Here is a 22,337-nt window from a genome sequence, read left to right as displayed (position 1 = left end):
TACAGAGAGAGAACGACCATGAAAAAACAGATTCTCGGAATGGCCCTGACTGCCACCCTTGGCTTCAGCACCCCATTATTGGCGGCCGGCGCCGCACAGAGCATCCATGTTTACAAATCGCCCACCTGCGGCTGCTGCACAGACTGGATCGACCATCTGGAAAGCAACGGCTTTGAGGTGGAAGTTACCGACACCCACAACATGAACCGTGTAAAAATGGAAGCCGGCCTTAGCCCCAATCTGGCCAGCTGCCACACGGCTTTCGTGGGTGACTATGTGATCGAAGGTCACGTACCTGCCAGCGACATTCACCGGCTGATTGCCGATGCTCCAAAAGCCAGTGGCCTTGCGGTTCCCGGCATGCCTGCCGGTTCACCGGGCATGGAAATGGGCGACCGCAAAGACCATTATCAGGTGCTTTTGTTTAACAAAAGCGGCCAGACCAAAGTCTTTTCCGAGCACAATTAGCCTTCGGCGAGGCGCTGAATCACAGCGCCTCGCCCCGAAACCTGTGTAACAGCATTCTTGCCGCACAGGTAGCTATGCTGATCTGGCGCAGGTTGCGATAATTTCCTCACGCTCTTTTCTATAATCTTGCCTGCCAGTGCACTATGATTATTCCCGATCCCCCCCTGGAATGGAGACGGAATTGCTTGCGACTTAAAACCCGGTTCCTCAGCATTGCTGCCGGCCTGATCATTATCGCTGCATGTGCCTCCTGGTTAGCCTACCGGGAGCTCTCCGCCGATCTGATTGAGCGCTGGGGGCAACAGGTAGCCGAAATACAGGTGCGCTATGACAGCGCCCGCTTGCTGCAATCTCTGGAGCGCGAGATTGGCCTCGCCCGTCAAATGGCCAGCTCCACCGCACTGATCAACTGGGCAAAAGAGCCAGATAGCAAGGCTCTGGAAGCTAATGCCATCCACGAAATGGAAAGCTTTCGCGACAACTTCCGGGACAACAGCTATTTCGTCGCTCTCCGGGAAAGCGGCCGCTACTACTTCAACAACGAAAAAGATGAATACGCCGATCAGCAGTTCCGCTATGTCCTGAGCCCAGATGAGCCCAATGATGCATGGTTTTACCAACTGATCGAAGAAGGGCGAGATTTCCATCTGAACGTCAATCCCGATACCGAACTGGGCGTTACCAAGCTCTGGATTGATGTGCTGATGCGCGGCCCTGACAATCAGATTGTGGGTATGGTGGGCACCGGCATGAATCTCGACAGGTTTCTGCAGGATATTGTTGATATTAACCAGGAAGGTATCACCACCCTGTTTGTCGATTACAACGGCGCCATACAGTTATATCGGGATCGTAACTACATTGATTTTGCCAGCGTCATAAAGCCCGAAGGCCAGAAAAACACCGTCGACCTGCTGTTTGAAGCTCCCGAGGACAAACAGAAAATTCTTGGCATGCTCCAGCTACTCAAGAAAAGCTCTGGCACAGCAGGTCATGTCGAAAGCGGATTTGTCACCGTAGAGGGTCGCCAACACCTTGCCGGAGTTGCTTATTTGCCAGCGATCGGCTGGTTCGAAATCACCCTGCTGGATCTCAACACGCTATTACCCAAAAGCTATCTGTGGCCTCTGGTGGCCGTTTTCCTCGCCAGTCTCCTGATTACACTGATGGTGTTCCACCTGATTATCCAGTCGCGCATCGTAAAGCCCATCGTGGGGCTGGAAGAGGCAGTGGAAAAAGTGCGCAGCGGCAGTTTCATCCTGCATCGCCTGGACAAGCCGGATAACGAGATTGGTCGTCTTGTAGACCATTTCGAAAAAATGACCGAGAGCTTACGTGACTCCACGAGGCAACTGGAGAACAAAGTTGCCCAGCGTACCGACGAACTGAATCGGCTTGCCCGAATTGATCCCCTCACAGGCCTGAAAAACCGCCGCGGGATAGACGAAGCTCTGGATGATGAAATTCAGCGCTCAGCCCGCTCGGGTAATGGCTTTGGCCTGATCTGGCTCGACATAGATCACTTCAAATCCATTAATGACCAGCTTGGCCATCAAGCCGGCGACGAAATTCTCTGTCGCGTTGCCCTGTGGCTGAAAGCCAGCCTTCGCCCCTACGATTGTCCCGGGCGCTGGGGCGGTGATGAGTTCGTCATACTGCTCTCCCCTTGCGACCCGACAACGTTGAAGCAAATCGCCAGGCGCATTCGTGAAAGTGTTGAGGTGGAGAGCCGTAAAACCGGCACACCTGTCACCATCAGCGTGGGTGGATATTTCTCCGAACCCGGGGACAACACCGACAGGGTTTTGCGAAATGCAGACCAGGCTCTGTATCGCGCCAAGAAAGAAGGCCGCAACCGCGTTTGCATCAACACCCCAGAAGATACGGAAATTAACCCAGCGTAACGGGTCTGACTCGCATCGCCATAACCGTTATACTCCGCCCCATCATTCATTTTTTTAGCCAGGTTAACCCATGCTCAACGCCGACGCTCTCAGCCAGTTGCGCCAGCTAAAGTCTGACATTGAGGAAAGCAAAGTTGTTTTCCCCGGGACCGTTAAATCCACAAACGGCCGTTTCGGATTCGTCGCACTGGATGAAGGGCGGGATGTATTCCTGCCACCGGAAGAAATGCAAAGAGTGCTCCCGGGTGACCGGGTAAATGTTATCGAACAGGAAGTGGAAAAAGGTAAAACCCAGGGTGTCGTGGACGAGCTTCTTGAAAGCCGGCTAAGCACCTTTGTCGGGCGCTACCTGGTAAAGGGCAAAGGCCATTTTGTGGTGCCGGAAACTCCGGGCATCAATCGCTGGATTTTCATTCCGCCAAAAGAGCGCATGAACGCGCAGCCTGACGATTACCTGTACTGCTGCATGCACAAACATCCAATCAAAGACGGCAAAGGTCAGGCCAAGGTTCTGCGAGTCATTGGCAAAGCCGGCGAGCCTGGCATAGAGCGCGCCCTGACTCTGGCAACTTTCGATCTTTCAGACTCCTGGCCAGCGCCGGTTGTTGAACAGGCAGAAAGCCTGAGCGAGGCTTCTATCGAAGCCCTCGGCGACGGCCGGGAAGACCGCACCGACCGGGCCTATGTGACCATCGACAGCCCCGCCACCCAGGACATGGACGACGCGCTTCTGGCCGAACCCAATGTGACTGGCTGGGCACTGTCCATAGCCATTGCCGACCCGGCTGCAGTTATCGACCAAAAAAGCGCAGCCGAGCTTGAAGCCTTCAAGCGCGCCACCGCCATTTATTTCCCGGGCGATCCCCTACCCATGCTTCCAGATACCATCAGCACCAGACTGTGCTCGCTGATGCCAGATGTGAAACGGCTGGCCCTGGTGTGTGATCTGCAGGTTAATAACGACGGCAGCCTGGGTGATTACAGCTTCCATCAAGCGGTCATCAGCTCAAAGGGCAAGCTCAGTTACGATCTGGTCTCCAACCTGATTGAAGGCCGCGAAGACGAAGACATCAAAGCTTTACCGGATTCCGTGTGCAACAGCCTGGATCAACTTCATCAGGCTGCTACCGCATTGCGCAAATGGCGCAGCGAACATGCTTTGCTAAGCGGCGACCGCCCCGAGTTTCGTCTAAGGCTGGATGAAAACCGGCGCATTCGCAGCATCGAACCTTCGGTGCAGAACGAAGCGCACCGCCTGGTGGAAGAATGCATGGTTGCCGCCAACCGGTGCGCGGCCGATTTCCTGTCCAAACAGGCGTCTGGCCTGTTTATTCAGCATCCGGGGCTCAGGGATGACCGCGCCGACAACATTCGAGCATTGCTTGAAGCTTATGCGCCGCACCTGGCGGATATAGATGCCACCACACCGGAAGGCTTCAAAGCACTGATGAAGGAAACATCCACTCTGGAGGCAGAAGTGCCAGTGAAATCCATCCTCTCGCGCCAGTTGGCCCGGGCAGAAATGACGTTCACTGCAGCACCCCATCAGGGCATGGGGCTAAACGCCTACACCACGTTTACGTCTCCGCTGCGCAAGTATTCTGACCTGTATGTGCACCGCATGATTAAAGCAGTGCTTTGGGACGCCCCCATGAAAGCCTTGAGCGGGGACGAACTGTTGACTCTCCAGAACGCTCAGTTCAAAGCCCGACAGGCCGCCAACAGTCTGGAAACCTGGCTCAAGAGCGATTTTGCCAAAACCCTGGGCGAGGAGCCTCTGGATGGTGTAATCAGCCGAACCATTCCGGCAGGATTCTTCGTGCGGCTTGAAGCCAACGGGCTGGAAGGGTTTGTCAGTTGCAAGGATCTTAACGGCAAATACAGCTTTGACCCTGTGACACTTCGCCTGATTCACAACAAGAACGGACGCATATTCCAGCTGGACCAAGCGGTTAAAGTGAGTTTTTCCGGAGTGGACGAAGAGCGGCGGCAGATTAACTTCAAACTGGTAGAAGCGGTTGAAGTGCCAAAGACCACTGCAAAGGAAAGTGCGCAGGATACTGGGAAAAACAGCGACGACAGCAAAAGCTGACGTCGCTCGTCAATGCTAGGGCTTGAGCATTTCCTCCAGGCGGGCGTCCTTGGCCTGCCACTGCTCACCCAACCAGTTCTTCACGTTGCGCCGGTGCTCTGCATCGGTCGCATAATCCCGTCCTTTCAGGTGTTCAGGGATTGTCACGGTATGAATTTCCATTTTCACTTCCTTCATACGACCACAAATAAAGTCCCAGAATGAGGGTGCTCCGCCGGGATAAGCAATGGTGACATCAACCAGCGTTTGTATTGAATCGCCCATGGTATCCAGTACGAAAGCGGCGCCGCCTGCTTTTGGCGTGAGCAAATGCTTGTAACGGGATTTTTGCTTCGCATGTTTTGCAGGGGTAAACCGGGTACCTTCTACAAAGTTCATTACGCTCACAGGGGTATAACGAAACTTCTCGCAGGCACGGCGAGTGGCTTTGAGATCTTCCCCACGCTTCTCCGGATGCTTGATCAGATATTCCCGGGAGTACCGCTTCATAAATGGGAAATCCAGGCCCCACCAGGCCAACCCGATAACGGGAACCCAAATCAGCTGTTGCTTCAGAAAGAACTTCAAAAAAGGTGCACGGCGATTGAACACCCGCTGCATGGCAAAAATATCCACCCAGCTCTGGTGATTGCTGAGAACCAGGTACCAGCTTTCACGACGCAGGTTTTCCGCACCAGTGACATGCCATTTAGTGCCGTGGGTAAGCTTCATCCAGCCTGTGTTGCAGGCCACCCAGGACTCTGAAATCCAGATAATGATCTTGGTACAAAGTACCCGAAAGCCCTTGTGTGGGATAATGAGCTTCAGCAAGGCCGGGATATAAAGCAGCACACACCAGAAGAGCGTGTTAATTGCCAACAAAATGGAGTTGAGCACACCAATAACGGGAGCAGGTAGGAAACTGAGCATACGGTTCCTGTTGTGATTATTTAGCCAGTGGTGGGCAATCATACCAATCAGCACCGGCTATGGGCAGTGGCTGATTGTGACCGCTCTGCCAACCAAAAGTGACAGTATTGCCATGGCGCTGCCAAGGGTTTGGCATTAGCCTCACATCTTTTATCACGGATCTTCCCAATGCCCAATATTATCAACGCCGCAACCAAAAGAGCTGCCAGGCTGGCACGGCAAACATCCCGTTATGCCGGCAATGCCTTTGACCGTGTATTCCGTGCTGCCAGCCTGGTGCAAGCGGGGCAAACACCTTTTGAAACCCTTCATACCGATGGTCTGGTCAGCTTGCGCTATTACCCGCCACTGAAAGAAGACGTCATCGAGCTTGATGGCATAACCATTCCCGTTGAGACAAACAGACACCGAACACCGGTGGTGATTATTCCGCCGCTGGCAGTAAACATGTTGATCTACGATCTTTTCCCTCAACGCAGCTTGGTGAGATTTCTGCGAGCGAAGGGCTTTGAGGTGTATCTCATAGACTGGGGCGTACCAACACGGGCACACAGCCATTACAACCTGCATACCTATGTGGCAGAACTCCTGCCAGCCTCCCTTGAACGGGTTCGCCAACACAGTGGCGAGCAGGAATTGTCGCTGCACGGCTGGAGCATGGGCGGCATGTTCACCCTGTTTTATTCGGCTCTGAGCAAAGACCAGCACATTCGTAATGCCATTGTGCTGGGCTCGCCCATCGACAGCCACGCGTCCGGCGTTCTTGGGCTGCTAAACCAGCGGCTGGCAGATATTGCCGGAGCTGTTCGCAAGCGCACAGGATTTCAGCTTCACAACCTCAAACCCCACTGGTTTCACAGCCCGGGTTGGGCGAACACCATCGGTTTCAAACTAACCAACCCTATCGGCAGTATTATGGGTTACTGGGAGCTGATTATCCGCCTGGGAGACCGGGAGTTTGTTAGCAGTCATGCCACCACCTCCGCCTTCCTGGATCGCATGGTCGCCTACCCCGGCGGTATCGTTCAGGACGCGGTGGTTCGGCTCTGGATCGATAACGAATTATCCCGCGGCAAGGTGCAAATTGGTGACGATCACGCACAGCTGATCAACGTAAACGCCAACCTGTTTGCCGTGGCAGGCAGCGAAGACACCATGGTAACGCCGGCTGCGGCCAGGAGTTTGATGGACCATATCAGCTCCCTGGACAAAACCTTCCGCGTTACTCCCGGTGGGCACATGGGCATTCTGGCCGGTAGCAAAGCGCCTCGGGAAAGCTGGCTGGAAATCGCTGAATGGTTGGGCCAGCGTTCAGATTAATGACGAGCCCGGTTCCGGGATCGGCAGTTGTGGATTACACTGCTACCCATGAACCTTATTGATACATTCAATCTTGATATCCGCGCGCTCCACACCTTCGTTGCCGTTCTTGACGAAGGCAGTGTTTCCCGCGCGGCCGTCAAGCTTGGAGTCAGCCAATCCGCCGTAAGCCACACGCTCGACCGCCTGCGTAAAGCCCTCGGGGACCCCCTGTTCGTCAAATCCGGGCGCGGCATCACACCCACGCGCTACGCAGTGCAAGCCGGCTCTCATATTCGCCAGATTCTGGATGACCTGCATTCTCTGGCCTCTGGCCCACCCTTCACGCCAGAAACCACCGAAATCTCGTTCACCATCGCCGCCAACGACTACGAGCGGGATTTACTCCTCCCGCAACTGATGCAACGCCTACGCCTGCAAGCGCCTGGCGTTACACTGCAGGTCATTGCCTCCGGCATTCCCACAGCAGACATGCTGCGCAAAAACATCTGCGACCTGATCATCTCCCCCCACGCCCCGGAAGCCACCGACATTATGCAACGAGGGCTGATGGGGGATCACATGGTGGTTTTTTACGACCCCAGCCAACGCGAAGCCCCTGAGACGGTTACCGATTACCTGAAAGCCGACCACATCGCCATGGTATTCGGCACCGGAGAAAAACCCGCTCTCGAAGCCGGCTTATCTGCACGCGGCCTAACCCGCCGTAACGCCATTACCGTCTCCAACTTCTCCGGCCTGCCGGAATTCCTCCGGGGCACAGACATGCTGGTTACCGCACCTGAGCGCATGAGCAAACACTTACTTCGGGATTTTGCCTGGGTGCCCTTACCCTTCAATTTCAAGCCATTTACCCTGCTGATGGTCTGGCACCGCCGCAACCAAAACGACCCCGCGCACCGTTGGCTGAGAAACCAGGTGAACGCTGTAGCCGCCACCATGAATGGCCTGAACGACTAACCCATCTGTTTTGTTCATATATCCTATGAGCAGCGCCCCTGTTATTTTTTCGCAAGGCACCCCCTAGAATCCACTCCAAAGTTTGCCACGAGCGTGGGGGCGAGCTTTCCAAAACCCTGCGGAGCCATGGATGGCGGAGCGGAGCCTACAGGGACGTATTCACGGCGTGTTTTGGAAAGCTCGCCCCCATGCTCGCCTCCTCCAACGCATGGATGATAGATGCTAGCACTCACCAGTATATGGACAACCATACTGCTCGCCGCCGCCGTAGCTCTTGGGCCGCTTGCCACCGATATGTATTTGCCGGCATTGCCGCAAATCGGCAGCGACTTTGGCACAGGCACCAGTCAGGTTCAGCTAACCCTGAGCCTCTACATGGTTGGCTTTGCCATAGCACAACTGGTGTGTGGCCCCCTGGCGGACCGATTCGGCCGCAAACCCATCATGATTGGCGGCTTTGTAGTCTTCGCCCTCGCCAGCATTGGCTGTGCGCTGGCCAGCAACATCGAAACCCTGATTCTTTGCCGATTTCTGCAAGCCTTGGGCGGATCAGCCGGGCCCGTTCTTGGGCGCGCAGCCATTCGGGATATCTACACCCCCCGCGAAGCCGCAAAAATCATGGCGCTTCTGGCCAGCATCATGGCGCTTGCCCCTGCTGTGGCACCCACATTGGGTGGCATCATGGTGGCCGGCTTGGGCTGGCACTCCATTTTTATCGTACTTGGGGGCTATGCCCTGATCATGGCAGTGGTCGTCGCCTTCGGCATCCCGGAGCCCATGCGGCCTGAATACCGCCAGCCCCTTAAACTGTGCAGCCTGCTACGGAACTATCGCGCTATAGGGACAGACATCAGCTTTTTAGGCTATACACTAACTAACGCACTGCTATTCTCCGGCCTGTTCGCGTTTCTCTCCGGCTCTTCATTCGTGTTGATCGACTTTCTCAAAGTGCCACCGCAACAGTTCGGCCTGTATTTCGCGGGAATTGTTGCCGGTTATGTCACCGGAAATCTCTCGGCAATCCGCCTCGGCAGCCGCCTGGTGCCAGATCAAATTCTGGTTCGCGGTTTAATCATTGCCGTTGTGGGTGGCAGCTTAATGGCGGCTTTGGCGCTGGCAGAAGTCTTCAGCGTGTGGGCAGTGATCCTTCCGCAAGCCGTGTTTATGGCAGGCACGGGCATGGTCATGCCCCAAACCATGGCAGGTGCCATGGCCAACTTCCCGCGCATGGCCGGGTCTGCGTCTGCACTGTTCGGCTTTGCGCAAATGGCTGTCGCCGCCTTCGCAGGCATGCTTGTAGGTTACCTCCACGACGGCACCTCACTGGTTATGGCCGCCACCATCGCCATCTGCGCCGTCGCATCCCTGGCAGGCTACCTGCTTCTGGTTCAACGCCACCCGGCTCCAGGGTTCGAACCACAGGCTGCATCCAGCCGCTAACCCTGCTCAAACACCCCGAAGGGATGCAATCTCAACGAAAATGGACTAAACAGGGTAAGCGGTTTCAACTTATTTCTGTTTTGCTATTTTTGCATCACCTTCTGTATCACCAAAGGAGCACTCCATGAGCACAGTCACTTTTGACGGCAACCCCATTGAACTGAGCGGTGAATTTCCAAAGGCCGGCGACACAGCACCCGCCTTCACACTCACCAGCAGCGGCCTCGAAGAAGTAACCCTCGACAACTGGGCAGGCAAACGCAAAATCCTGAACATCATCCCCAGTATCGACACAGGCGTGTGCGCCACATCTACCCGTAAATTCAACGAAAAAGCAGGCTCCCTGGACAATACCGTGGTTCTGGTTGTCTCCGCCGACCTGCCCTTCGCTGCATCCCGCTTTTGTGGTGCCGAAGGCCTGAAAAATGTAGAAACCCTATCCACCTTCCGGAACTACAGCTTCCAGCAGGATTACGGCGTAGCTCTTCAGGGCGGCCCACTGGCCGGACTCTGTGCACGGGCCGTAGTGGTTCTGGATGAAAACAATAAGGTTATCCGCAGCCAACTGGTCAGCGAAATCCACGACGAGCCAGATTACGACGCAGCACTGAAGGTTCTATAACCGCGGGGCTGAAGTCTGGCGGACGGCACGGCCTCCCCAGACTGTGCATTGCCATGGATGGCAATGCCAAGCCCCCACGGACGGGTTCACGGCGTGTCTGGGGAGGCCGTGCCGTCTGCCAGACCACCCCCGAACCCAAAGACAAACCTGTTAGACTCAGCACCTCAGCCCAACACCAAGGCAATCCCAAAACCCGTGAGCAACACCACCCAAACCGCCAGCCTACCCCGCCAGCTCTACACCATGACCTGGCCCATGCTGTTTGGCGCTCTCTCACTCATGACCTTCCAGCTCGCCGACAGTGCATTTATCGGCCAGCTTGGCCGTGACCCGCTGGCTGCTTTGGGCTTCACACTCCCCATGCACCAGCTCATCATCGGGTTACAAGTGGGCCTTGGCATTGCCACCACCGCCATCATTTCGCGCACACTTGGGGTAGGTGACGAACTCCGGGCATTTCGCCTGGGTGGTTTGGTTATCACCGTTGGCAGCACACTGGTCTTCGTACTCTGCATCGTCTTGTGGCTTTTCCAAACCCCAATCATGACCGCCCTCGGCGCAGACGACACCCTGCTCCCCATGGTGCGTACTTACTGGGTACCCTGGCTATTTTCCGCCTGGATCGGCGCCTTTTTGTACTTTGGCTACAGCATTTGCCGCTCCCATGGCGACACCAAACTGCCTGGCTACATGATGGTAGCTACCAGCCTCGCCAACATAGCTCTCGACCCACTCTATATCTTCGTATTCGGTTGGGGACTGCCCGGTGCCGCCTGGGCCACCGTAACCTCCTTCGGAATCGGCTGCCTGTTCATCTATCCAAAACTGCTGAAGCGCGGCTGGGCCAGATTTGATCTTCGTGAACTCGCCTTGGGGCGCGCCCTCAGACAACTCAACAGCATCATGGCGCCCGCCATGGTCAGCCAGCTTATGCCGCCGGTTTCCGCCATGCTGGCAACGGCCATGGTTGCGGGTTTTGGTTCGGCCGCGGTTGCGGCCTGGGGCCTGGGCACGCGCCTGGAATTCTTCTCCATTGTGGTGGTACTCGCACTCACCATGTCCATGCCGCCGATGATTGGCCGCCTGCTGGGTGCCGGGGATATAGAACAGATCCGCAAACTGGTGCGTATTGCGGTGCGCTTCGTGGTGGGCTGGCAACTGGCCATTGGCCTGCTATGGCTCATTGCCTCCGGCCTGGTATCTGACCTGTTCAGCAGCGACCAACAGGTGCAGGAGATTCTTGGTGCCTATCTTGTGCGGGTGCCACTCAGTTACAGCGGCCTGGGGGTGTGCATGTTGATGGTGTCCATCTGCAACGCCCTTGGCCTTGCCGTTCGGGCGTTGCTGGTTTCAATGCTGCGGCTGTTTTTGTGCTTTCTGCCCCTGCTTTGGCTGGGCAGCCAGCTCAACGGCATTTACGGCTTGATGAGCGGTGCGCTGGTGGGCAACCTGCTGGCCGGCATTATGGCTTACAGCTTCTATCGCGCCGGTATGAAGCAGCTCCGTGAGAGCGCGTCAGGCAAAGCGTGACCGGAAGCTTTCTGGCACAGGGGTTACTTTCTTCTGGAGGTAATCAAAAAACACGAACCCGTACTTCGCCAGGGCAACCGCCTGACCACTCTCAGCTTTGGTGACCCGGAATACGAAATCCCCGCCGTACTTATTAAAATCCATCACCCCCACTTCAAAGCGTAGCACTTCCGGGAAGAAGGATTCTGACTGATACATAGTCGCCAGGTCCGTGACAATAATGCCCTTGCCACTGTTATTACCTTCGGAAATGCCGTGGCTGATCAAAAACTGGGCTCGCGCTTCCGACAGCATTGAAACCAACGCATCGTTACCCAGGTGGTTAGCACCGTTGATATCCGTTGTTCTAACCTGCAACAGGGTTTCAAAACAGAACACATCATCAGGGAAAGAAAGTTTGATTCGTGCCACTTCAGGTACCTGTATAGCAAAGGGTCGTGTGGGGCACTGGATGATACTCTCTTGTACAGCGACGTTCATCTCAATGATCTTGTTGCAAAAATCGGTTATCGTCTTTGCTGGTCTTTTAGCGCTGAATTCAGCCTTTGCGCGCTGGTTGTAAAGGCAAGCGGAGGTTACAGCTTTGAATAATGGAAACTCTATGGATATTCGCCCTGCGGCCACTCTGGCACTGGTAAGAGATACCCCGGAAGGTATCGAGGTACTGTTGTTACAACGCACCTGGAATGCCGTTTTTCTGCCCGGCTTTTATGTTTTCCCCGGCGGCGCGGTGGATCAGCAGGAATCCCGTGGACGCCAGCATGCCGCTGGTCTGAAAGACACGGAGATAAGCCATACCATGAGCCTGAGTGAGGGCGGTGCAGATTATATGCTGGCCGCCGTCCGCGAATGCTTTGAGGAAGCTGGCGTACTGGTGGCCATGGATGCCGACCGGCAACTTATCAGCGGAGACCACCCCGCCCACGATGACCGCAAGGCGGTATTCAAAGGCGAACTGCCCCTTGCCGAACTGTGCCAGCGCCACCAGCTTACAATCCCGCTGGACAGGCTGGCCTATCTGAGCCACTGGATTACCCCTCCCGGCCCTCCCCGGCGTTTTGATACCCGGTTCTTCGTAACCGAAGCGCCAAAAAACCAGTATGTGAGCCACGATGGAGAGGAAACCATCGATCATGTATGGATCCGCCCGGAGCAGGCACTGCAGGAACATCGTGCCGGCACGCGCCTGATGACCTTGCCAACTCTGGGGACACTCAGGGTTTTGCGAGACTTTGATTCTGTGGAAAGCCTCATGCGCTACGCTTGGGCAAACCCTCCCGAACCTTACCCTAGCCAGCCCTGGCCGGCGATCCGTCGCGGCAAGCCGGTGTTTCTGGAGCCGGATTCGCCCGCCTACGCGGAGGCCGTCAAGCTGGACCCGGAAGGTGAAGGCAGTACCAGAGCAGAAATTGTTCCCGGTGAGCCGGTGGAAGTTGCGGCAGGCGTCATTCGCCTGACAGCCCCCAACCCTGGCGTAATGACCGGCCCGGGCACCAATACCTACATTCTGGGCGACAAACGGTTTACCGTGCTCGACCCGGGCCCGGACAATGCGGGGCACATAGAGCGTATTCTTGAGGTGACTGGAGGCAGGATTGATTCGGTGGTGGTCACGCATACCCACCTGGACCACTCGCCGGGCACCCGGGCGCTAAAGGAAAAGACAGGCTGCCGGGTTTACGGTCGATCTGCGCCGGACGGCCCGGGCCAGGATCATAAATTCGCACCGGACGAACAGCCTGAGCACGGGGATTTGATCGAAACCGATGCGGGCATTCTCAAGGTTCTGCACACACCCGGACACGCCTCCAACCACCTGTGCTTTTTGTTGGAAGATCAGCAGCTGCTGTTTTCAGGAGATCACATCATGCAGGGCTCAACGGTGGTTATAAACCCACCCGACGGCGACATGAAAGCCTATCTGGAATCGCTTTACGAGCTGCTGGCAGAACCCATTCGTTTCATCGCGCCGGCCCACGGCTTTGTCATGGGGCAACCGCAAGCCATCATCGACTACCTGATCACCCACCGGATGGCCAGGGAGCACAAGATTGCGCGCGCACTCGCCAAACTTTCACCGGTCACCCTGAAAGACCTCACCAGTAAAGCCTACGGCGACGTGCCAGCGGCCATTCATGGCGTTGCAGCCCGTTCAGCACTGGCGCACCTGTTGAAGCTGGAAGCAGATGGCCGCGCTGTACAGGAAGACGGCCTCTGGCAAGCCACAAAGACTACCTGAGCCCAGCCCACTGGCAGGCGCGCAAAGTGCCTGCCAGTTTCTATTTTTTGGCGATAATATACACCGCGTGCACGATACCGGGGATGTAGCCAAGAATCGTCAGCAGTATGTTGATCCAGAAGTGTTTTCCGATGCCTACCTGCAAAAACACACCCAGTGGCGGTAACAGAATGGCAATAAGAATTCGCAAAAAGTCCATATAGTTAACTTCCTCAGTCGGATATAACTGGATAGATCAGGCTCGCATGTACTCTGCGACCATAACTATTATTGGCAACCTTGTTCATGACTACATCATGAAAATGGCATTAAACCTGTGTTATTGCCATATCCATGACCCTTGGCCAACCTTTATCCTTGGGCCCTGGTGAACAACCCGTGAGGAATCATGCTGTTTTACAGGCTGAAAATGCTGACCACTTTTACAACGCCCCTCTGCTTGCTCATGCTGGCCATGCCCGCTGTATCACTGGCAGACCCGCCCGGGAAAAGCGTCCAGACATCGACCACCCAGGAAATTTTGCTGGCAGAGTTGGCTGAAGACGAAAACGTTGAAGATGTAGAGCACTCAGAACCACGGCGGAGCCCCACAGAAGCGCCAGCGCCCGAAGTGATCCCGGCAGCCGAAGAAGCAACACCAGTACCCAAGCCAAAGCGTTCAGCAAAACCGAAAAAAGTAGCACCTAATATTGACCTGAAGGAAGTTGCGCCGGCACCTACCCCTGAGCCGCCGAAAGACCCCGCCATTCAGGAGAGCCCAGGCACCGAAGAGCCGGTCGTAATCGACATTCCGGAAGACAAGGCACCCGAACCGGAAGTTAAAGGTCCACAGCCTGCGAAAAACCTGGCTCTGCTTGGCAGCGAAGTCTTGCCTGGCACATCAACACGCCTGGCCTGGTCATCCGGCATTCAGATTGCCGGCTTGTCGCAGCCCACACCGGTATTGGTGGTCAACGGCGTTAATGCCGGCCCAACCCTGTGCCTGACAGGCACCATCCATGGCGACGAGCTGAACGGAATCGAAATTATCCGCCAGACGATGTACGACCTTGATCCGGAAAAACTCAGTGGCAGCGTGGTAGGCATCCCCATTGTGAACCTGCCTGGCTTCCAGCAGGGTAGCCGCTACCTGCCAGATCGCCGCGACCTGAACCGGCACTTCCCTGGCCGCCCGAATGGCAGCCTGGCAGACCGGATTGCCTACTCACTGTTCGAAAATATTATCCGGCACTGCGATATGCTGGTGGATATACATACCGGTTCACTTAAGCGAACCAACCTGCCGCAACTTCGTGCTGACATGAACAACCCAACAGTTGCGGAATTTACCCGCGGGTTTGACCGCATGGCAGTGGTACACAGTAGTGGATCGCCCGGAATGCTGCGTACCGCTGCGGTAGATGTGGGCATTCGTTCAGTGACGCTGGAAGCTGGGGAATCCCATCGTATACAGGAACATCAGATCAAGGCAGGCGTAAACAGCCTCACCAGCCTGATGGAAAAGCAGGGCATGATTTCGCGGATGTTCGTATGGGGCGACCCACAACCTGTGTACTACAACTCTGCGTGGGTGCGCGCCAATGACGGCGGCATTCTGTTCAGCAAGGTCAAGCTGGGCGCGAAAGTAACCAAGGGGCAGATTCTTGGCTATGTTGCTGATCCGATCACCAACGCCCAGTACCCTATCCACTCCAACAGCGATGGCCGAATCATTGGCATGGCGGTAGATCAGGTGGTCATGGCGGGCTTTGCCGCCTACCACATAGGCACAGAAGCCAAGGTTCCAGGAGAGTAACGCTCAGGGCTATGGCTGGCGGCCACTCAAAGCCGATTCGATTCGCTGCAGCACCTCGGCCAGCACAGCCTTGGGGCAGCCGATATTGAGCCGCATGAAACCGCTGCCCTGTTCACCAAACGAGATGCCGGGGTTCATACCCACTCCGGCGTCCTGCACGAAAAACCGTTTCAATGCCGCGTCATCCAGCCCCATATCCCGGCAATCCAGCCACACCAGGTAGGTCCCTTCTGGCGCACGGGTTTTAATGCCGGGCAAGCGCGCGTTAACCGTGTTGACTACAAAGTCCCGGTTCTTCTGTAAATACGCCATCAGATCGCTCAGCCAGGGCCCACCAAAACGGTAGCCGGCTTCAAATCCTGCAATGCTGAACGGATTGCACTGGGGCAGGTGCAGGGAATCGAACACCGCTTGCATGGCATTGCGTTGTTCCCTGTCCGGAATGACAAGGGCAGACAGTCCAAGCCCCGGTATGTTAAAGCTTTTGCTGGGCGCGATGGCCGTAATCAGCGCATCGCCCGGTTGCGCAAGTGTTGCCAGCATCCGGTGCCGGGGCATATCGGCAAAGGTAAGGTCGCAGTGGATTTCATCTGAGATGACCACCAGATCATGGCGCCGGGCAATATCCAGAACGGCTTCCAGTTCTTGCACCGACCAGATGCGCCCAACAGGATTATGGGGTGAGCACAGCATCAGCAGGCGGGCATCCGGGCGCGCAGCGCAAGCTTCCAGGTGCTCCAGATCCATCCGGTAGTAACCGGTTTCATCGCAAACCAGTGGATTTTCAATAATCTCGCGCCCACTCAAGCGAACCGAGCTGAAAAACGGCGGGTACACCGGCGGCTGAACAATCACGCCTTCACCCGGGGCTGCATAAGCCATACAGGCGGCATGCAAGGACGGCACAACCCCCGGCGCCATCAGTATCCAGTGGCGCTTGATTTCCCACCCATGTTGCTCACGAAACCAGTCCTGTATTGACTGGTAAAGGCTATCGGGGAAAAGCGTATAGCCATAAGCCGGATGTGCGGCACGCTCTGAAAGCGCGCGAGTAACGGCCTCTGGCGCGGCGAAATCCATGTCTGCCACCCACACTGGAATCACATCCTCTCGGCCAAATACCGCCTTGCGGACATCGAGTTTTACCGAACAGGTATCTTGGCGATTAAGAGGCTGATCAAACGGGCTTGTCACTGGTAAACTCCATAACCGATTAGCAATCCAGGTATCCGGGCTATTGTGGTCGGGTAACACTACCACCGCAACCAACCTGCGGCGCCTATTGGAGCTTTCGATGATTGGCCAGATTCTCTCGACCCTTCTACCGGTCTTTCTTATAGCTGGCTGCGGTGCCCTTTACGGTCGGTTTCGCACCCCGGATATTCGCGGACTAAACGTTCTGAACATGGAACTGTTTGTGCCCATGCTGGTGTTTGCAGTGCTGGCCGACCAACAAGCGCCATTACAGGATTATGCCGGGCTTGCCCTGGCCGCGACGGTTGTTGTTCTGGGCTCGGGCATTGTTCTCTATCCGCTTGCCCGGGTTCTTAACCTGAATCTGAAAACCTTTTTGCCCCCCATGATGTTCAACAACTCCGGCAACATGGGAATCCCACTGCTGGTTCTTGCCTTTGGTGAGGCGGCGCTACCCGCAGCCATCGTGCTCTTCATTGTAGAAATGCTGCTGCACTTTTCCGTGGGTCTATACATGCTGGACCCACACACATCCATATTACAGCGTCTGAGACTGCCCATTGTATTTGCCAGTATTGCGGGGCTGGCCGTTAATCTATCGGGCGTCAGCCTTCCCGACTGGCTGCTTCACTCCCTGAACATGCTCGGGGAAATCTGCATACCGCTAATGTTGTTTACCCTCGGCGTGCGTATGCTGGATATCGACTTCAGTGACTGGAAACTGGGCATGCTGGGCGCCATTGCCTGCCCGGTCAGTGGGCTATTGCTGGCCTGGCCGATGATTGCACTTCTGGATCTCCCCGGCCTTCAAATTGCCTCTCTCTGGGTTTTCGCGGCCCTGCCCCCTGCGGTGCTCAACTACATGGTGGCAGAGCAGTATCAGCAAGAGCCCCATAAAGTGGCCTCTCTCGTACTATTAAGTAACCTCGGCAGCCTTATTGTTATGCCCATTGTGCTCGGGCTGGTTTTTGCCGCCGGTTACATCTGAGGAAATAGTGAATGTCTGAAACCATTGCGGTGGTTCGCGCCTCCCGCCCTAACTTCCTGATTCTTGCGCCTTTGTGTGTCGGGCTGGGCGTTGCCGTGGCCTGGCACCAGGGCGAGCCACCGGCGCTGCTGGACACGCTGCTGGTTTTTGTGGGCGCACTGCTGGCCCACGCTGCAGTAAACCTGCTTAATGAATATGAAGATTTTGTGTCCGGGCTGGACCTGATTACCACCCGCACCCCGTTTTCCGGTGGCAGCGGCGCTCTCCCGGAGGTGCCGGGCGCAGCAAAGCGTGTACTGGCTGCTGCTCTTGGAACCCTGGCTCTGGTTATTCTTATTGGGCTCTACTTTCTCTGGCAGCGCGGGCTTCCCATGTTGATTCTGGGCACCGCCGGCATTGCACTTGTGGTTACCTATACCCGCTGGATTACCCGCTCTCCGTTACTGTGCCTGTTTGCACCGGGCATAGGTTTCGGGCCGGTGATGGTTCTTGGCACACTGGTGGCGCTCGGGGCCCGGCTTGATGCCACCGCCATTACCGTATCGGTGATCAGCCTGCTTCTGGTGAGCGAGTTACTGTTGATCAATCAGATTCCCGATGTCGAAGCCGATCGAAAGATAGGGCGCCGCCATCTGGTGGTTACCCTTGGCACCAGCGCCGCTGCCCGGCTGGTATCCGCATTGTTTCTCTCGGGTTATGTCGTTTTGGTAATGGGCATACTCACTGGCTGGTTGCCATTGCCGTCTATACTGTCATTAGCAACGGCGCCCTTCGCGTTCTGGCTTGCCTGCAAACTGCCAGGTGCCCTTGAGCAGCCAGATACACTGAACACCTTGCTGGGTACCAACGTAGCCATTCTTCTGGCCACCTTGGCCCTGCTGATTGTTGGCCTGAGCCTGTAGCCAGAGGCGCCGGCACAGACCTACCCACGCGCAGCCCTTGCATGTGGGGGGACTTTGGCCGAAGGTTAAACTGAAATTCGCTGAATTTTTATCCACGATATGGAGGTCTGCCCGTGAGTGTACTTTTACTGCTCATCAGTGCCCTGGTTCTTATCTATGTGGGAGTTGGCGGCACCACAGCCGCTGTGGTGATGTCTGCCGCAACCCTGATTGGCCTGATCCAGGACGAGTGGCACATTGCCAGCATTCTGTTTGGCGGCCTTTTTCTGGCTCTTGCCCTGATTCTGGTTATTCCCAGCGATATGCGTCTTGATAAATTCAGTCGCCCACTACTGGGGTGGGTTCGCAGCCGCCTTCCCAAGCTGTCTTCAACCGAAGAAGAAGCCCTCAAATCCGGCTCTGTGGATTGGGATGGCGAACTGTTCTCTGGCAAGCCTGAATGGTCAAAACTGCTGGATGCAAAACCTGCACACCTGACCAGCGAAGAACAGGCCTTTCTCGACGGCCCGGTAGAAAAACTCTGCGGCATGCTCGATGACTGGAAGATCACCCACGAAGACTATGACCTGCCGGACAAGGTCTGGAAATTTATCCGAGAGAACGGCTTTTTCGGCCTGGTGATTCCGAAAGAAGACGGCGGCATGGGCTTCTCCAACACGGCCCATTCTGAAATCGTCATGAAGATTTCTACCCGCAGCGTATCTGCTGCGGTCACCGTGATGGTACCCAACTCCCTCGGCCCGGGTGAGTTGCTGATGCATTACGGCACCGACGAACAGAAAAAGCACTACCTGCCAAGGCTCTCCGGCGGTGAAGAGATTCCCTGCTTTGCCCTCACATCGCCCATTGCGGGTTCCGATGCAGGCGCCATTCCCGACAAAGGCATCGTATGCAAAGGCCAATGGAACGGCGAAGAAGTTCTGGGCCTGAAAGTTACCTGGAACAAACGCTATATCACCCTGGCACCGGTGGCGACGCTGATTGGCCTGGCCATCAAAGTGTACGACCCGGAAAATCTGCTGGGCGATAACGAAGAAATAGGCGTGACCTGCGTTCTGGTGCCGCGGGAAACCGAAGGCGTGCACGCAGGCGCCCGACACCTGCCGATGAATACTGTGTTCATGAATGGGCCTACGTGGGGCACCGAGGTGTTTATTCCCATGGATCAGGTAATCGGTGGCCAGGATATGCTCGGCAAAGGCTGGACCATGCTGCTGGAATGCCTGTCTATCGGACGCTCCATTTCCCTGCCCGCGCTGGGCACAGGTGCCGGCAAAGTTGCCAGCCTGGCAACCGGTTCTTACGCTTATACCCGCGAACAGTTTGGTCGCTCCATCAGCCAGTTTGAAGGTGTTCAGGAGGCTCTGGAGCCCATCGCCGGTTACACCTACATGATGGATGCCGCCCGCCTGCTGACCTCCGGTATGCTGGACAGGGGCGTGCGGCCAGCGGTGCCGTCTGCCCTGCTGAAATACCGCAACACCGACCTGATGCGAATAGTGATCAACCACGCCATGGACGTAGTCGCTGGCCGCGGCGTTATTACCGGCCCCCGCAACTTCATGGCCCGCGCCTATAACGCTGTGCCTATTGGCATTACGGTGGAAGGCGCAAACATCCTGACTCGCAGCCTGATGGTGTTTGGTCAGGGTGCGATCCGCTGCCACCCGTTTATTGTTGATGAAATTGCAGCGGCAGATATGAAAGATGAAGATCAGGCGGCAAAGACGTTCGACGGCATCTTCTACAAGCATCTGGCTCACACCACACGGAACGCATTGAGGGCCCTGGTTCTTGCCCTCTCCGGCGGGTTGTTTGAAACCGTCCCACGGCAAGGAAACATCCGCTCATATTACCGCCAGCTTGCCCGCTTCTCGGCGGCGTTTGCACTGATGACCGATGTAACTCTGCTCTCCGTGGGCGGAGGGTTAAAAGCCCGGCAGCGCCTCTCGGGGCGCATGGCAGACTGCCTGGTGCAACTGTATTACGCAACGGCCGTGATCAAGCAGTGGCACGAGGAAGGCTACCCTGCCGACCAGCGCCCGCTGGTGGAATGGTGCCTGCAAACCTGCCTGCAGGACTTGCAGAACTCCATGCGTGAAGTCATCACCAAATTCCCTGTACCCGCTCTTCGCTGGCCAATGCGCCTGTTGGTGTTTCCGCTGGGTGCGACCGGTCTGAACGGGCCGGATGACAAGCTTGGCGCCCAAGTGGCTGCCAGCATCGTTAAAGACACACCACTGCGCCAGCGCATCAGCCGCGGCGCTTATACCACAATGGATCCGAAGGACCCTCTTGGTCGGGTTCTGAATGCCTACAAGCTGGCAAACGAGACCGCTGATGTACGTGGCCGTATGCACGAGGCCGTTCGCAATCGGGATAAAGACGATCTGGACGAAGTGACACTGCTGATGGGCCACGAGCGCAAAAAGCTGGTGGACTGGGCCTGCGCAGAAGGCGTTGTGAAGACAGAAGAGCGCGAGAAGCTTGAAGAGGCACTGACGGCTTTGTACGACGTTATCCGGGTGGATGCTTTCGATGAAGAAGGCCTGAAAGCTCTGTCCCGATGCGCCAAGGGTAAACGCAAAGTAGTTGAACGCCCCGGCACCAAGTAAGCTCACAGGCTGTGGCCAGCGCTTTCAAATGCTGGCCACTGGCCTTATGGCTCACTGGCTATGCCCGGGACCCGTCCTGGTATACCGGCCAGTGATCAACAATCTTGCCATTGCGCATAGCCAGTATGTCGCCAAACTGCAGCAATACTGCCTCGCTCTGTTGCGGGCGCAAAAACACCTGGTCGTTCACTTCAAGCCCCACTCCCGGCGAGGCCGTTACCAGCTCCTGGTTCGAGCTTCTGCCATACAGGCTATTGCTCTGCAGGCCCTCTGGCGCAACAAAGTCCGCCAGCCAGTTACCGCCATACATAAAGTAGCTGGCGCGCTGGTTAACATCCCACCAAGAGAAGATTCTGGATTTCCCATCAAGCGCTGGAATATTCACCGGCCCCGCGGATTTCAGCACCGGGCTGGCAATAAAGGCCGCGGGAATGTGATCACTCAATGAAGGCAAATCAAAGTGAGTGGGCATCACCATGGCAGAGCCCACCGCCAACTCTGTACTCAGGGTTTCAGTTTCGTGCAGCCGATAACTTGGACTGCCAGCTGTATTCAGTGCCAAGCCATCCCGCCATAATGCCGGGTAGTGATTTTTTGTGAAATCAACAAAGCCCTGATAGCGGGTCATCACCTTGCCTAGCAGCGTTTCCGGAGAACCAAGAACCGAGGGCAATTCCATACCTACAAACGGGTCGTAACCCATAAACCCCGAGAACTCGAGATGCTCCGGGTTATCGGCAATCAAACCAAGTAACGCATTCAAGGTATCCATATCGGCCACACCACCGCGGTGCAGGCCTACGTCCAACTCAATATTGATCCGGAACCTGCTGTTGCGTGCTTGTGCTATCTGCAAGTACTCCTGCAAGCGCTCAGGCGCATCAATCAGCCACTGGATTCGCGCTGTGGGATCAGCCTGCCCCTGATGCTGCTGGTAGAACACCTCAACGGATCGGGCTGGCAGCGGCTTGCCCAGCAATATATCGGCTTCGGGAAAGTATTCCGCAGTCTGATTCAGGAAGGGCTGGTGAAACGACATCAGCTTGTCTGTGCCGGTACGCCTGACAATGTACTCCAGCAACCCGCGCGCCGGCAGCGACTTTTCAACCAGGCGCAAGGCCTTGCCGCTGCGTTGCAGGGAGGCTTTAACCACATCAATGTTGTGATCCAGCCTGTCCAGATCCACCAGTAACACCGGCCGCATGGGCCCGGCGCGCTTCAGCTCCGCGTTCAACGCCTCAAAGAAAGCCGTGTAAGGTTTGCCCTTATCTGCAGGTCGCAGCAAGGCAGCGCCGGTCAGTATAGCCGCACCACCCAGCAGGCCGGTGAACAGAAAACCACGACGATTCACAATACCTT

18 protein-coding genes are annotated in these 22,337 nt (G+C 56.1%); 13 read left to right on the top strand and 5 right to left on the bottom strand.

Annotation, left to right across the window (positions count from 1 at the left end; all coding sequences use genetic code 11):
• Positions 1-18: 18 nt before the first annotated feature.
• From RKA07_RS12165 to RKA07_RS12155, 3 genes are all read left to right on the top strand, one after another.
• Entirely contained in the window at positions 19-468 is a 450-nt protein-coding gene (locus RKA07_RS12165; protein WP_200369880.1) for a DUF411 domain-containing protein, read from the top strand.
• A gap of 185 nt (positions 469-653) precedes the next feature.
• Complete coding sequence (locus RKA07_RS12160; RefSeq protein ID WP_310966426.1) at positions 654-2,372, top strand: diguanylate cyclase domain-containing protein; 1,719 nt, start codon at positions 654-656, stop codon at positions 2,370-2,372.
• 70 nt (positions 2,373-2,442) lie between these two features.
• A complete protein-coding gene (locus tag RKA07_RS12155; protein WP_200369882.1) occupies positions 2,443-4,464 on the top strand; it encodes a ribonuclease R family protein in 2,022 nt (673 codons plus the stop codon).
• Between the two features lie 15 nt (positions 4,465-4,479).
• Here the strand turns inward: RKA07_RS12155 and yihG are convergent, their stop codons facing one another.
• Positions 4,480-5,373 (bottom strand): 1-acylglycerol-3-phosphate O-acyltransferase, YihG family, encoded by an 894-nt coding sequence (gene yihG, locus RKA07_RS12150; RefSeq protein ID WP_200202409.1) that lies wholly within the window; start codon positions 5,371-5,373, stop codon positions 4,480-4,482.
• A gap of 168 nt (positions 5,374-5,541) precedes the next feature.
• Here yihG and RKA07_RS12145 point away from each other — a divergent pair, with 168 nt between their 5' ends.
• The 5 genes from RKA07_RS12145 (at position 5,542) to RKA07_RS12125 (ending at position 11,245) form a co-directional block, all read left to right on the top strand.
• Positions 5,542-6,693, top strand: coding sequence for an alpha/beta fold hydrolase (locus tag RKA07_RS12145; RefSeq protein ID WP_310966425.1), 1,152 nt, complete (start codon positions 5,542-5,544; stop codon positions 6,691-6,693).
• Between the two features lie 48 nt (positions 6,694-6,741).
• Entirely contained in the window at positions 6,742-7,653 is a 912-nt protein-coding gene (locus RKA07_RS12140) for a LysR family transcriptional regulator (protein WP_310966741.1), read from the top strand.
• Positions 7,654-7,872: 219 nt separating this feature from the next.
• Positions 7,873-9,093, top strand: a complete 1,221-nt coding sequence (locus tag RKA07_RS12135; protein ID WP_310966424.1) for a Bcr/CflA family multidrug efflux MFS transporter — start codon at positions 7,873-7,875, stop codon at positions 9,091-9,093.
• Positions 9,094-9,217: 124 nt separating this feature from the next.
• A complete protein-coding gene (tpx, locus tag RKA07_RS12130) occupies positions 9,218-9,715 on the top strand; it encodes a thiol peroxidase (RefSeq protein ID WP_310966423.1) in 498 nt (165 codons plus the stop codon).
• Between the two features lie 243 nt (positions 9,716-9,958).
• Positions 9,959-11,245, top strand: coding sequence for an MATE family efflux transporter (locus RKA07_RS12125; RefSeq protein WP_200202481.1), 1,287 nt, complete (start codon positions 9,959-9,961; stop codon positions 11,243-11,245).
• On the opposite strand, the gene RKA07_RS12120 is transcribed toward RKA07_RS12125, so the two are convergent.
• Positions 11,231-11,656 (bottom strand): thioesterase family protein, encoded by a 426-nt coding sequence (locus RKA07_RS12120; protein WP_310966422.1) that lies wholly within the window; start codon positions 11,654-11,656, stop codon positions 11,231-11,233. The two genes, RKA07_RS12125 and RKA07_RS12120, sit on opposite strands and share 15 nt — an antisense overlap.
• A gap of 190 nt (positions 11,657-11,846) precedes the next feature.
• Here RKA07_RS12120 and RKA07_RS12115 point away from each other — a divergent pair, with 190 nt between their 5' ends.
• Complete coding sequence (locus RKA07_RS12115; RefSeq protein ID WP_200369887.1) at positions 11,847-13,484, top strand: MBL fold metallo-hydrolase; 1,638 nt, start codon at positions 11,847-11,849, stop codon at positions 13,482-13,484.
• Positions 13,485-13,524: 40 nt separating this feature from the next.
• On the opposite strand, the gene RKA07_RS12110 is transcribed toward RKA07_RS12115, so the two are convergent.
• Positions 13,525-13,683 carry a YqaE/Pmp3 family membrane protein gene (locus tag RKA07_RS12110; protein ID WP_200202415.1) on the bottom strand — a complete coding sequence of 53 codons (159 nt, stop codon included), beginning with the start codon at positions 13,681-13,683 and terminating at the stop codon, positions 13,525-13,527.
• Between the two features lie 189 nt (positions 13,684-13,872).
• On the opposite strand from RKA07_RS12110, the gene RKA07_RS12105 reads away from it, so the two are divergent.
• Entirely contained in the window at positions 13,873-15,279 is a 1,407-nt protein-coding gene (locus tag RKA07_RS12105) for a succinylglutamate desuccinylase/aspartoacylase family protein (protein ID WP_310966421.1), read from the top strand.
• A gap of 9 nt (positions 15,280-15,288) precedes the next feature.
• Here the strand turns inward: RKA07_RS12105 and RKA07_RS12100 are convergent, their stop codons facing one another.
• Entirely contained in the window at positions 15,289-16,473 is a 1,185-nt protein-coding gene (locus RKA07_RS12100; RefSeq protein ID WP_200202417.1) for a MalY/PatB family protein, read from the bottom strand.
• A gap of 100 nt (positions 16,474-16,573) precedes the next feature.
• Here RKA07_RS12100 and RKA07_RS12095 point away from each other — a divergent pair, with 100 nt between their 5' ends.
• The 3 genes from RKA07_RS12095 (at position 16,574) to RKA07_RS12085 (ending at position 20,978) form a co-directional block, all read left to right on the top strand.
• Entirely contained in the window at positions 16,574-17,461 is an 888-nt protein-coding gene (locus tag RKA07_RS12095) for an AEC family transporter (RefSeq protein WP_200202418.1), read from the top strand.
• An 11-nt stretch (positions 17,462-17,472) separates the two neighbouring features.
• Positions 17,473-18,363, top strand: coding sequence for a prenyltransferase (locus tag RKA07_RS12090; protein WP_200202419.1), 891 nt, complete (start codon positions 17,473-17,475; stop codon positions 18,361-18,363).
• Between the two features lie 113 nt (positions 18,364-18,476).
• On the top strand, positions 18,477-20,978 hold the full coding sequence (locus RKA07_RS12085) for an acyl-CoA dehydrogenase (RefSeq protein ID WP_310966419.1): 2,502 nt from the start codon (positions 18,477-18,479) through the stop codon (positions 20,976-20,978).
• A gap of 58 nt (positions 20,979-21,036) precedes the next feature.
• On the opposite strand, the gene RKA07_RS12080 is transcribed toward RKA07_RS12085, so the two are convergent.
• Entirely contained in the window at positions 21,037-22,329 is a 1,293-nt protein-coding gene (locus RKA07_RS12080; protein WP_310966418.1) for a DSD1 family PLP-dependent enzyme, read from the bottom strand.
• Positions 22,330-22,337 lie beyond the last annotated feature (8 nt).

Source organism: Marinobacter xiaoshiensis (assembly GCF_031631795.1).
GTDB classification, from domain to species: domain Bacteria; phylum Pseudomonadota; class Gammaproteobacteria; order Pseudomonadales; family Oleiphilaceae; genus Marinobacter; species Marinobacter xiaoshiensis.
This window is presented reverse-complemented; position numbering and strand designations above follow the sequence as displayed.